The organism is Candidatus Palauibacter sp., assembly GCF_965261555.1.
Taxonomy (GTDB): Bacteria; Gemmatimonadota; Gemmatimonadetes; order Palauibacterales; family Palauibacteraceae; genus Palauibacter.
On sequence record NZ_OZ253465.1, the window covers coordinates 816,969 to 829,364 of the forward strand.

At 69.1% G+C, this 12,396-nt stretch carries 9 protein-coding genes; 6 read left to right on the forward strand and 3 right to left on the reverse strand.

Features of this window, described 5'->3' with window-relative positions; genetic code table 11:
• Positions 1 to 78 precede the first annotated feature (78 nt).
• The 5 genes from bla (at position 79) to ACQY5G_RS03525 (ending at position 8,331) form a co-directional block, all read left to right on the forward strand.
• Entirely contained in the window at positions 79 to 1,572 is a 1,494-nt protein-coding gene (gene bla, locus ACQY5G_RS03505; protein ID WP_428277048.1) for a class A beta-lactamase, read from the forward strand.
• Between the two features lie 8 nt (positions 1,573 to 1,580).
• Positions 1,581 to 2,888: an NAD(P)/FAD-dependent oxidoreductase gene (locus tag ACQY5G_RS03510; RefSeq protein WP_428277050.1), complete on the forward strand. Its 1,308-nt coding sequence runs from the start codon at positions 1,581 to 1,583 to the stop codon at positions 2,886 to 2,888.
• A gap of 25 nt (positions 2,889 to 2,913) precedes the next feature.
• Complete coding sequence (locus tag ACQY5G_RS03515) at positions 2,914 to 4,188, forward strand: NAD(P)/FAD-dependent oxidoreductase (RefSeq protein WP_428277052.1); 1,275 nt, start codon at positions 2,914 to 2,916, stop codon at positions 4,186 to 4,188.
• 64 nt (positions 4,189 to 4,252) lie between these two features.
• Entirely contained in the window at positions 4,253 to 4,588 is a 336-nt protein-coding gene (locus ACQY5G_RS03520; protein WP_428277054.1) for a sarcosine oxidase subunit delta, read from the forward strand.
• Entirely contained in the window at positions 4,585 to 8,331 is a 3,747-nt protein-coding gene (locus ACQY5G_RS03525) for a 2Fe-2S iron-sulfur cluster-binding protein (protein ID WP_428277056.1), read from the forward strand. Before ACQY5G_RS03520 ends, ACQY5G_RS03525 begins: the two co-directional genes overlap by 4 nt.
• Before the next feature lie 73 nt (positions 8,332 to 8,404).
• Here ACQY5G_RS03525 and ACQY5G_RS03530 read toward each other — a convergent pair whose 3' ends face one another.
• The 3 genes from ACQY5G_RS03530 to ACQY5G_RS03540 are packed head-to-tail and all read right to left on the reverse strand — an operon-like array spanning position 8,405 to position 11,918.
• Positions 8,405 to 10,294 (reverse strand): Ig-like domain-containing protein, encoded by a 1,890-nt coding sequence (locus ACQY5G_RS03530; protein WP_428277058.1) that lies wholly within the window; start codon positions 10,292 to 10,294, stop codon positions 8,405 to 8,407.
• Complete coding sequence (locus ACQY5G_RS03535) at positions 10,291 to 11,427, reverse strand: trans-sulfuration enzyme family protein (RefSeq protein WP_428277060.1); 1,137 nt, start codon at positions 11,425 to 11,427, stop codon at positions 10,291 to 10,293. Before ACQY5G_RS03535 ends, ACQY5G_RS03530 begins: the two co-directional genes overlap by 4 nt.
• Before the next feature lie 23 nt (positions 11,428 to 11,450).
• Positions 11,451 to 11,918: a hypothetical protein gene (locus tag ACQY5G_RS03540; protein WP_428277062.1), complete on the reverse strand. Its 468-nt coding sequence runs from the start codon at positions 11,916 to 11,918 to the stop codon at positions 11,451 to 11,453.
• A gap of 133 nt (positions 11,919 to 12,051) precedes the next feature.
• Here ACQY5G_RS03540 and ACQY5G_RS03545 point away from each other — a divergent pair, with 133 nt between their 5' ends.
• Positions 12,052 to 12,393 carry an MGMT family protein gene (locus tag ACQY5G_RS03545; protein ID WP_428277064.1) on the forward strand — a complete coding sequence of 114 codons (342 nt, stop codon included), beginning with the start codon at positions 12,052 to 12,054 and terminating at the stop codon, positions 12,391 to 12,393.
• Positions 12,394 to 12,396: the final 3 nt, after the last annotated feature.

Genomic DNA, 12,396 nt, shown 5'->3' on the forward strand with positions numbered 1-12,396 from the left:
CTCGTCCGGGCGCTGCGCAATGGCTACCGTACCGGCTGGAGCGGGACCCAGCTCAAACGAAACCAGGGAGTATGATCGATGCGCCTCCGGACACGTCATTACTTCACCGGGCGGGCCGCCACGAAGCGGGCGACGGCGACCCAGGCCAGGGCGACCCTGACCACGGCGACCCTTGCGGTCGGGCTCGTGGCCGCCGTTCCCCTCGCGGCGCAGTCCGTCACGCCCGAGGGCGACCCCGGCCTCGGCCGCCTGCTCGCGGAAATCGAGCGGCTGGCCCCGAGCAGCGGGGGCACGGTGGGCGTGGGCGCCGTCCACATCGAGACGGGCCGCGCGGTGTGGTTCAACGAGGACGAACGCTTCCCGATGGCCTCGACCTACAAGGTTCCGATCGCGGTCCAGCTCCTGTCCCGCGTCGACCGGGGCGAGATCACGCTCGCGGACATGGTCGAACTCGAACCCGGCGACATCCATCCCGGCAGCGGCACGATCTCGAACCTGTTCGACGACCCCGGCGTGGCGCTCTCCCTCCGGAACCTGCTCGAACTCATGCTCCTCATCTCCGACAACAGCGCGACGGACCTCACCTTGACCGCGGCCGGAGGCCCGGACGCCGTGAATGCCCGCATGAGCGAACTGAACGTGGACGGGCTGAGCGTGAACCGTCCGACGTCCGTCCTCATCGGGGACTACTCCGGCGTCGAGACCCCGGCGGACGGGCGGATTTCGATGGCGGAGTTCCGCGAGCGCGCGGGCGAGGTCTCCGCCTCGGAGCGGGAGGCGGCCCGCGAGGCGTTCTCCACCGACCCGCAGGACACCTCGACGCCCCGCGCCATGGCGCACCTGCTGGCCATGACCTGGGCGGGGAAGGCGCTCGGCTCGAAGAACACGGAGGTCTTCAAGGACGTCATGCTGCGCGTCCAGACCGGCACCGGCCGCATCAAGGGCGTGCTGCCGCCCGGCACCCCGGTCGGCCACAAGACGGGAACGATCGGCGGGACCACGAACGACGTCGGATACATCTACCTCCCGGATGACGCCGGACACGTGATCACGGTCGTGTTCGTGAAGGACTCGGAGCGGCCCGTCCCGGCGCGGGAGGCGACGATCGCCCAGATCTCGCGCGCGATCTACGACTACTTCCTCTTCAACCCGGGGACTCCGGCAGACCCGTCCGCCGACCGCGCGAACCCCCGCTACGGCGTGTGGAAGCTGCGCTCCGACGCGCCGGCCCCGGCCCTCAACGTCATGACCTATGACCCCTGGGGGGATGGCGGGATGAAGATCACCGTCGAGTCCACGAACGCCCGCGGCGGCGAGGCGAAGTGGAGCTACGAGACGATGTTCGACGGCGAGTTCCGGCCCGTGACCGGCCGGGACGGGGTCGAGACGGCGGTGGAGGTCGTCGACCGCTACACGAACCGGATCACGAGCCGGCGGGACGGCCGCGTCACGCAGGTCATCATCAACGTCCTGTCCGAGGACGGGAACCGGATCGACAACGAGTACCGGAGCACGGACGCGGACGGGAACGAGCGCGTCTCGCATGCGGTGTACGAGCGCATCGGCAGGTGAGGAACGCGATGTCCCAGGACTACGACGCGATCATCATCGGAGCGGGCGTCATCGGCGTCTGCACCGGGTTCGAGCTGGCCAAGCGCGGGTTCCGCACGCTCAACGTCGACAAGCTCCCCGCCGCCGGGTACGGCTCGACCTCGAACACCTGCGCGATCATCCGTCTCCATTACTCGACGCCCGACGGCGTGGCGATGGCGCGCGAGTCCTACTTCTACTGGCTCGACTGGGGGAAGTACGTCGGCGTGCCGGACCCCTCGGGGCTGGCCCGCTACGTCAACACCGGCTGCCTCGTCACGAAGACGGAGAAGAATCACTACCTGCAGCGGGTGAAGGAGAGTCTCGACGAGCTCCACGTCGCGTACGAGGACCTGGACGCGGAGGGGATGCGCGAGAAGCTCTCCGTCCTCGACACGCGGCAGTTCGGCCCTCCCGTGACGGAGGAGGACCCGGCGTTCGGCCGGCCGACGGGCGGGAACGTGGCCGGGGCCGTCTACATCCCGGAATCCGGCTACATCAACGACCCGCAACTCTGCTGCCACAACGTTCAACTCGGGTGCGAGGCGCACGGAGGCGAGTTCCGCTTCAACACCGAGGTGACGGAGATCCTGCGGGAGAACGGGAGGGTCGCGGGCGTCCGCCTGAAGGACGGGTCCGAGGTGCGGGCGCCGGTCGTCGTGAACGTGGGCGGGCCTCATTCCTTCGTCATCAACCGGATGGCGGGGGTCGAGGACGGGATGAACATCAAGACGCGCGCCCTGAAGCAGGAGGTCTGTCACGTCCCGGCGCCGGAGGGCGTCGACTATAACGTCGTCGGGATGCTGATCTCGGACAGCGATATCGGATGCTATTCGCGACCCGAGATCGGCAACCACATTCTGATCGGTTCCGAGGATCCGCCGTGCGACGATCTGGAGTGGGTGGAGGACCCGGACGACTATGACAATACTTTCAGCTACCAGTGGAAGACGCAGGTCCTGCGCGAAGCGCAGCGGGTGAAGGGACTCCCCGTGCCGGAGGCGCGGCAGGGACTCGTCGATCTCTATGACGTGTCGGACGACTGGATTCCCATCTATGACAAGTCGGACCTGCCCGGCTTCTACATGGCGGTGGGGACGTCCGGGAACCAGTTCAAGAACGCGCCGGTCGCAGGCCAGCTCATGGCCGAACTCATCGAGCAGGTCGAGGGCGGTCGCGACCATGACGCGGATCCGGTCCGGTTCCATATGAAGTATACGAGGCGGGACTGCAATATCGGGTTCTTCAGCCGGCTCCGGACGATGAATCCCGATTCGTCCTATTCGGTCATCGGCTGACCCCTCACCTGTCGACGCCTGTTCCGTGAGCCCCGGATCGCGCTTCGCCACGCTGGGGAGGCTGAAGTCCGCGCTGGGAGCGGGCGTCTTCCGCCCGGGCCGGCTGTGGGAGGAGAGGCCGCTCCGCCGCCGCTACGACGTCGTGATCATCGGGGGCGGCATCCACGGGCTCGCCACGGCCTGGTATCTCGCGAAGGACCACGGGGTCCGGGACATCGCCGTGCTCGAGAGCGAGTACATCGGGTTCGGGGGGTCCGGGCGGAACACGGCGATCGTCCGGGCGAACCAGCGCACGCAGGAGAACGTCCCGCTCTATGACGAGGGCCTGAAGCTGTGGCCCATCCTGACGGACGAACTCGACTTCAATCTCATGTTCCACAACTGCGGCAACCTCAACCTCGCGCACAGCGAGGCGGCGGTCGCCGCGTTCCGGCTCTCCGTCAACACGGCGAACTTCTGCGGCGTGCGCTCGGAGCTGGTGGACCCGCAACAGTGCAAGGAACTGGTCCCGGCGCTTGACGTGTCGGACCGGCCCGCGCACCCGATCCAGGCGGGCATGTATCACCCGCCGGGCGGCGTCGTGCGCCACGACGCGGTGGTGTGGGGACTCGCCCGCGGCGCCAGCCTGCACGGGGCCTCGATCCACCAGGGCGTCGAGGTTCAGGGGATCGACACGGAGGGCGGGCGGGTGACGGGCGTGCGGACGAGCGCGGGGCCGATCGGGTGCCGGAAGCTGGGGATCATGGCGGGGGGATACGGGCCGGCGATCGCGGCGATGCTCGACATCGAGCTGCCGGTGAACCCGCTTACGATCCAGGCGATGGTGACGCAGCCGCTCAAGCCGTTCCTGCACCACGTCGTGAGTTCGGGCGCCTACCACGTCTACGCGAACCAGACGCTGAAGGGGGAGATCGCGACGGGCGCGCACATGGACCCGCAGGTGAACTACACGACGGACGTCACCGCGGGCTACTTCAAGCACCAGGCCGAAGCGCTGACGGACTTCATGCCGTGCCTGAAGGGCGTGCGGTTTCTGAGGGTCTGGGCGGGGCTGGCCGACATGACGCCGGACATGGCGCCGATCCTCGACGGCAACTTCGCGCACGAGGGGCTCTATCTGGACGTGGGCTGGGGATACTTCGGCTTCAAATCCGGGCCCGTGGCGGGGAAGTACATGGCCGAGTTCATGGCGCGGGAGGAGGCGCCGGAGATCCTGGAGCCGTTCGCGCTCCGCCGTTTCCTCGAGAACCGGTACATGGGGGAGACGGCCACGACGATGAAGTACGGCCAGTGGGACTGACCGTGGACCCGACCGTGGATCCGACGGTGGACGCGACCGTGGACCCGATCCGGAAACGCCGCGCGTGACCTTCCGGTTGACGTGTCCCGTGTGCGGCAAACGCGACGTGTACGAGTTCACCTACGGGGGACCGGAGCGGGGCCCGAGACCGGCGGAGGCGGATCAGGGGTCCGCGCCGGAAGCCGCGGCCGGCGCGAACTCCGCGGCCGCCGCGGAGGCGCACTTTCGCTGGGCGCAGTTCCGCATGAACCGCCCGGAGCCGCAGGAGGAGTGGTGGCACCACGGAGCCGGCTGCGGCGTCTGGTTCTCGACTTGGCGCGACCCGGCCACGAACCGCGAGACTGCGCCCGGCGGCGCCGAGGCAGCCGGGGACGAGGCGAGCGGCGGAGATTCGTCGTGAGGCGGCTGCCTCCTTCGCCGACGGAGCGGATCGACCGCTCGCGCCCGCTTCGCTTCCGCTGGTGCGGACGCACGCTGGAGGGGTTCGAGGGAGATACGGTCGCGTCCGCGCTCTGGGGGGCGGGGGTCCGCACCTTCGGCCGGAGCTTCGAGTATCACCGGCCGCGGGGCCTCTACGACCTGGCGGGGGAAGGGTCGAGCCAGCTCGTCTCGATCGACGGCGTCCCGAACCAGTCCGCGGGAACGACGCCGCTGCGCGAGGGGATGGAGGTCGGCGCGCAGAACGTGCGGGGAGATCCGCGTGTCGACGTGTTCGGCCTTCTCGACCGGCTCGACCGGTTCATGCCGGCGGGCTTCTACTACCGGCTCTTCCACCGGCCCGCGTGGGCCGCCCGGTTCTTCCAGGAGCGGATGCGCGCGCTGGCCGGCCTCGGCGTGCTGCGGCTCGACGTTCCGGACCGGGGGGAGCGCGCCGAACGCTACCTCAACGCCGACGTGGCGGTGGTCGGCGGTGGCCCGGCCGGGATGTCCGCGGCGCTCGAGGCGGGACGGCTCGGCCTTCGGGTGTGTCTGTTCGAACGCCGGCCGTGGCTGGGGGGACATCTCGACTGGCGCGTGCGGGACGGTCGTCCGCTCGCCGGGGAGGTGTCCGCCCTCGCCGACGAACTCGAACGCATGGAATCCATGCGCGTGTTCCGGCACGCACCGGTCACGGGAATCTGGGGGGAGAACCTCGTCACGGGCTTCCAGTGCCGGAGTACCGGCGGCCGGACCGGCAGCGGGACGGACAGCGGGACGGCGGCGGCGTTCGACGAGACGCACTGGGAGTGCCGTGCGCGCGCCGTGGTGGTCGCGACGGGTTCGATCGAGCGGCCGCTCGTGTTCGAGCACAACGACCGGCCGGGCGTGATGCAGGTCGACACGGCGATCCGGCTCGCGCGGACGTACGGGCTCCGGCCGGGCGCGGCCGCCGTCTTCAGCGTGGGCGACGACCTCGGGCTGGAGGCAGCGGTCGATCTCGCCTCGTTCGGGGTTGATGTGCGCGTCGTCGCCGATGCGCGGCACGAAGGTCACGACGAAGCGCTGGTGGCCGCGCTGGCCGAGGCGGGGATCGACTTCCGTCCGGGGTGGGCTGCGACTCGGGTGAGCGGGCGGGGCCGGGTGCGTCGCGCCGAACTGGCCGCCCGCGCGACGACCGGCGCGGGGGGCGTCGCGACGGTCGGATCCTCGGGTGGCGGGGCGGGCGATTCGCTGCGCGTGGCGTGCGATCTGCTGGTGGCGAGCGCGGGACGCCAGCCGGACATCGGCGTCCTCTCGTGCGCCGGCGCCCGGTTCCGCCACGGCGAGCGCACCCGGACCTTCGAGCTCGAGCGCCTCCCGCCCGACGTGTTCGCCGCGGGCGGCGTCCTTCGGCTCACCGATCTCGAGGCGCTCACATCTTCCGGGCGGATCGCGGGGCTCGAGGCCGCCGCGGCCTGCGGCGCGGACGTCGCGAGTCCGCTGGCCCGGGAGCGCGCGCGGCTGGCCGACCTGCCGGGGCCCGCCCGGGGATCCTCGATCGTCCGCGGGCCCGTCACCGAAATCCGCCTCGCCCCCGGCCGCAAGGCGTTCCTCGATTTCGACGAAGACGGCACGTGGAAGAACGCGGCCCAGAGCGCGGCGTACGGCTTCGACGTGCCCGAACTCGCGAAGCGCTTCGGGAACTTCGGTCTCGGCCCCGGCCAGTACCGCGTGCCGGGCCAGAACCTCGCCATGGCGATGGCCGAGATCGCGGGTCGGCCGGTCGGCAGCTTCGCCGCCACCACGGTGCGCCCGCCGGTCATCCCCCCTTCCCTCGCGACGCTCGCGGGCCCGAACCACGACATCCACAAGCGGACGCCGCTCCACGACGATCAGGCGTCGCGCGGTGCCGTGTTCCGCCGGGCGGGGCCCTGGCTGCGGGCGCGCTACTTCAGCGCGGACCGCCAGTGCCTCGAGGAGATCCGCAACGTGCGCGAGAACGTCGGCCTCCTCGACAGTTCACCGCTGGGGAAGTTCCGGATCTGGGGACCCGACGCCCTGCGCGCTCTCCAGCGCGTCTACGTCTCCGACATGACGCGGGCGCGGCCCGGCCGCTGCACGTATTCGGCGATGTGCAACGACACCGGCAACATCATCGACGACGGCGTCGTCGTGCGGACCGGCGACGACGAGTTCTACTTCACGACGAGTTCGAACCGGGCGGGGGCCACGGTCGAGTGGCTCCGCTTCCACACGCGGTACGACGGGTGGGACTACAACCTCGTGAACCTCACGGACACCCTCGCCTCCGTGAACGTGGCCGGGCCGAACGCCCGGCGGGTGCTGGAGAAGATCACGAGCGCGGAGCTGTCGGACGACGCGTTCCCGTATCTCGGCTGCCGCGAGATCGAGGTAGGAGACGGCGTCGCTGCGCGGTGTCTGCGCCTCGGGTTCGTGGGCGAGTTGTCCTATGAACTGCACGTGCGGGCGAGCCACGTCCGGTACGTGTGGGACCTGCTGTGGGAGGCCGGCGCGGAGTACGGCATCCGCCCGTTCGGGCTCGAAGCGCAGAACTGCCTGCGGGCCGAGAAGGGGCACGTGATCATCGGAACGGAGTCCGAGCAGCGCGTCACCCTCCTCGACATCGGCATGGGCTGGCTCTGGGACCGCGAGGACACGGCCTCCGGCAAGGTGGGCGCCGCGGCGCTCCGCTACTGCGAGGGGCAGTCCGGGCGGCTGAAGCTCGTGGGACTCCGGGTCGACGACCCCGCGGGCGACGTGGGTGCCGGGACCGCTCGCGACCCCGCTCACCGGCCCGCGGACGGGGCGCTCGTCGTGGACGGGGACCGGATCGCCGGCTTCGTCTGCACGACGCGTTACAGCGAGACGCTGGGCTGGCAGTACGGCCTCGCCCTCGTCGAGGACCGGCTGGCCGAGCGGGGCCGTTCGCTCGACCTGTACGAGTCGCGGGGCCGGCGGACCGTGCGTTCGACCGCAACCGTGGTGCCTCCCCACTTCCACGATCCGAAAGGGCAGCGCCTGCGGATCGCCCCCGAAGGGCGCCCGCGCCGGTCCGGCGAGGCGCCATCGCAGCCGGCGCCCGCGGCCCATCGCCGGTCTCCGGTCCGCTTCGACGCCGCGCCCGCCCGCACCGAGCACCGGGCCGGCTGGAACGTGGTGCTCGACTACGCATCGGACCGCGCCCCCACCGACGTCATGCGCCGGGCCGGCCTCGTCGACCTAAGCCACCGCGCGCGCTGGGACGTCCAGCACCGCGACATCCGGACCGTGCGGCCGTTCGGCCTCGACGTGCCCGGCCGGCCGGGAGAAGTCGCGCTCCGCGACGGGCTGATGATCAACCGGATGAACGGGACCCAGGCGTCGGTCTGGCACGTCGGACCCGGCGCGGCGCCGGCCATGCCGGACGGTCCGCACTACACGGACACCACCGACTCCCACTGCTGGCTCGCCGTCCTCGGAGACGCCGTTCCGGAAGTGATGGAGAGCGTCACCGGCCTCGACCTCTTCGAACCGGGGCGAGCGCGGCCGTTCCTGACCCAAGGGCCCATCCTCAACGTCCCCTGCCAGATCGTCACTTGGCGGGACGACGCCGTCCTCCTCGCGTTCAGTCGCGGATACGGACAGACCTTCGTCGAAGCGCTCCTCGAATCGGGACGCCACGCGGGGCTGCTTCCGGCCGGCGAGCGGATCTTCACCAACTGGACTCGGGACCTCGGATCCTGACCGGGTACAATGAGGGGAATATCGGACGCTTGACGGGCGGGCGCTCGCGGAGTCCAGGACCATCCGCCCACTACTACATTCGGTTACCGGACCGAGTCCGACGCCCAAACGAAGCATCGGGTGCGGATCCGGCGTGGATGGTAATTCGTTCGGCTGCATCCATGTTGACACCCCAACCCAAATCGCTGAGTGCCCCCAAGGCCATCGGGGTAAGTGCGCGCGGTTCATTGCCACCACCACCCATGACACCTCCGACGGTGGCACCGAACCCGTCCCACCCATGCCGCCAATGGATGCAGTCGTGCGAGACCGGCACTCCCTGTGAGACCAGGTCAGGTCGCCCCGCTAAGGCGATCGCGGCCGAGGCGGCAGGACCCGTGAACCAGACATTGCTGGTGCAGCCTCCACCACGGTGAATGCGGGTTTCGGGACGCCCCGGATCGACGAGATTCTCCCACCATTTTTCGTGCGTTCCAATCCCCAGAACGTGACCAATCTCATGACGAGTGCGCTGATAGAGGAGATTCGGACTTCGCTCTTCGACCATCACCAAGCTCCGGCGTGGAGGACTGGAGCCGGGTGGGTGTCGTCGCCAATACCGATAGATCATCGCGGTATGATAGCTAAAGCCGACCCGGCCGGTCGACGGCAATTCGTTACCGTTCCTTCCGTTTGTCGGCCCGCCACGGGCTACAGCTGCATCATCATCTGCGAGTACGTACAAGTCTATCGTGAGGGTCCTCGCCGGGCCGGTCAGGGCGCGCTCCCAGGATGCGACTGCGGCATCTATCGCCTGACGGCCGCAATCGTTCCACCACGGCGCATCCCGGACCGCACGCCGTCCCGGCTGCGGCTGGCCGACTACAAGTTCGATGTTCACCGGGCCGGCAACGTCTACAACTGCGGGGACGTCCGGGCACCCTACGCCGGTCCGAAACGCGACGTTTACGGGTGCATGAACACCATCTGACACGCTGAGTGTGATGTCGGCGCGACCTTCTGCCGTGCCCGCCGTGATCGTGAGCCCCTCATGCGTGATCGAGGCCGTCAAGTTCTCTGACTCGGCCACCTCAACCACGAGAGGATCACCGTCGCGGTCATGTATCAATTCCTCGAGGCTGTAAGATCTCGTTTCGCCCGGCTGCTCCATCCAGTCAAGGCTTCCGCGAAACAGCCGTCGGCTAGACACTGCCTTATCCGGGACGTACACCGCCGGATGCGGGACGCTGTTCACGGCAACAATCGCCGAATCGGCGACTGCGCCGGATTCGGCCACCAAGATGGCACGACCGCGACCGGTCGGGACAAGTTCGCCAGCCCGAAGTGCAACCACGGAAGAATCCGAAATGGACCAAGTGATCGTAGATCCGAACGACCGACCACGCTGGTCTAGAACCCGGGCCGCAGGCCGGCGACGCGATGGGACGAACCTGGGGACGGAATCCCATGTCGCTAGAGGGACGCCCTCAGGGTAGAGGTATTCTCTACCGTAGGGATCCAGGGAGAACAGCACCGGATCGTCTGCGATGATTTCAACTTTCGTCGCTACTGCACGCTCCACTGTTGCCGAGGCGTTGCCCGAAACCGAGCCCGTCGCAGCGGAAATCGTCGCAGCACCATTGCTGACGGCAGTCACCAATCCTGACGCGCCAACGGTCGCAATGTCCGGTGCGGAGCTTTCCCACGTTACCGAGACTCCGGACATGGTCTCTCCGTATTGGTCCCGCACCTCCGCCGTCAACCGGACCGTGTCACCCCATGCATGTAGTTCCACGGCCGGTGGGTTTACCGTCACTGTGGCCGCGCGGGGAGGGGTTCGCGGAGGCGGCGCCGGACCCGATGGGGGACCTGACTCCGAGCAGCTCGCCATGAGGGAGACGAGAAGGGTAAGCCTAAGGCAAGAGCCCAGCGAGGATGTCCCATTCTTGGAGGATTTGCGCGGCTTCGGCATCTGGTCTCTCATACGTCAGCGGGAGCGGCGGCGAGGGCTCGGTCCAGATCTTCCTTGAGATCGTCGATGTGCTCGAGGCCGGCGGACATCCGGAGCAGGTTCTCCGGTGCCCGCGTCGTCGGACCCTCGACGGACGCCCGGTGCTCGATGAGGGAGTGCGTCCCCCCCAGACTCGTCGCCCGGGCGATCACCTTCACTCCGGCCGCGACGGCGAACGCCTCATCCCGACCGCCCACGACGTTGAACGACAACATCCCCCCGAAGTCCGACATCTGACGCGCGGCGAGCGCATGCCCGGGATCGTCCCGAAGACCCGGATAGTGGACCCGCTCGACGCGCGGATGGGCGTCGAGGAAGCGGGCAAGCTCCATGGCGTTGGCGCAGTGCATGGCCATGCGCGCGGCGAGGGATTCGAGTCCGCGCCGCGTGAGCCAGGCGTCGAAGGGAGAGGGCACGAGGCCACCGTCCTTCTGGATCTTCCGCAGTGCTTCAAGCGTCCCTCCCGGCTCGCGCACGATCACCGCTCCGCCGGTCACGTCGCTGTGGCCGCCGAAATACTTGGTCGTGGAGTGCATGACGAGATCCACGCCGAGATCCAGCGGCCGCTGCAGGAGCGGCGTCGCCCACGTGTTGTCGCAGCATGAGATCGCCCCGCCCTCCCGCGCGATGCCGGCGATCGCCTCGATGTCGGAGATCCGGATGAGCGGGTTCGACGGCGTCTCCATCCACACGAGACGGGTGTGCGGCCGCATGGCCGAGCGGACGGCGTCGAGGTCGGTCATGTCGACGAAGCTCGCCTCGATTCCGCGCTCCGCGAACGAATCCCGGAGGAGAACGCCGGTCCCGTAGTACGCGTCGTCCGCAGCCACGACATGTTCGCCGGGCGAGAGCGAGAAGATGACGGAAAACGTCGCCGCCATCCCCGAGGGGAACGCGACGGCTTCCCGCCCGCCTTCCAGCGCGGCCAGCGCCGCCTCCAGCACGGCCCGGTTCGGATTCCCGCTGCGGGAGTAGTCGAACCCCCCGGGGTACGACCCGTCTTCCCCGCGCTCGAAGGTCGTCGAGAGCGTGATCGGGGGCGCGATCGCCCGGCTCGTCCCGTCCGGGTCCATCCCCGTCTTCACCGCCAGCGTTTCGATTCGCATTTCGACCTTTCCGGGGCTCTGGATCAGCGTCGTCGGGTTCGGAGGGACCCGCCGATGAGGACGCCGGCGGGGCCGATGACGAGCATCGCGATGGGATACCATGCGGGTCCGTACGGGTCGCCGGACGCCGACAGGCCGGCGAGCGAGGCGAGGCTGAAGAAGACGAGAATCGCCGCCAGGACGCCCGCGTGGAGCCGCGGCGCGCGCGGTGCCGCGAGGGCCGCGAGGAAGCCCGCCAGCACCGTGACCGCGAGGCGCACGCCCAGGCTCGTGAAGATGAACGCGACGCCCGGGTCCGCCCCCGGTTCGACGCCGAAGAGCGACAGCAGCAGCCGCCCGGTGAGAACCGCGCCCAGCGTCAGCGCGACGAACCCCAGGATGACGGCCGCGACGCTGCGCAGGATCGAGGCATCGTTCATGCGCGACCACGTCTCGACCGCTTCGTCGAGGTCGGGACGGTAGCCCGGGGGCGGCGACTCGGATTGCGTCATCCGTCTCTCTCCATGACGGGCAGGACGATGTGCGATGCCTTCCATTTGTCCATCGGTTCCCACTCCCCAAGATTCACGCGCGTCTTTAAGGTTCTCGAAGATGATACGACCCCCGGCCACCGAGCGAGTGACGATGGCTTCGGATCTCCACGAGCGCATCTGCGACGTCGTCGCCCGGATTCCCGCCGGCCGCGTCGCCACGTACGGGCAGGTCGCCCAACTCGCCGGACTCGGCGGACAAGCCCGTCTCGTGGGCTACGCGCTCTACGCCTCCGACCGGCCGCTCCCCTGGCACCGCGTGATCAACGCGCGCGGCGAGATCAGCCCCCGCGGCGACTCCTACTCCGAGATGATCCAGTACCAGTTGCTGGCGAACGAAGGGGTGGAGTTCGACAAGTGGGGACGCATCTCGCTCAAGCGCTTTCGCTGGAACGGGGAGATGCCGCCCCCCGCCAGCCCCTCGTCGCCCTCCTGATTC

What these genes read in the sequence shown, in the direction of transcription:
- ACQY5G_RS03510 (WP_428277050.1), top strand. Translation starts at nt 1,581, where the DNA reads ATGTCCCAGGACTACGACGCGATCATCATCGGAGCGGGCGTCATCGGC.
- bla (WP_428277048.1), top strand. Translation starts at nt 79, where the DNA reads ATGCGCCTCCGGACACGTCATTACTTCACCGGGCGGGCCGCCACGAAG.
- ACQY5G_RS03530 (WP_428277058.1), bottom strand. Translation starts at nt 10,294, where the DNA reads ATGAGAGACCAGATGCCGAAGCCGCGCAAATCCTCCAAGAATGGGACA.
- ACQY5G_RS03540 (WP_428277062.1), bottom strand. Translation starts at nt 11,918, where the DNA reads ATGACGCAATCCGAGTCGCCGCCCCCGGGCTACCGTCCCGACCTCGAC.
- ACQY5G_RS03545 (WP_428277064.1), top strand. Translation starts at nt 12,052, where the DNA reads ATGGCTTCGGATCTCCACGAGCGCATCTGCGACGTCGTCGCCCGGATT.
- ACQY5G_RS03535 (WP_428277060.1), bottom strand. Translation starts at nt 11,427, where the DNA reads ATGCGAATCGAAACGCTGGCGGTGAAGACGGGGATGGACCCGGACGGG.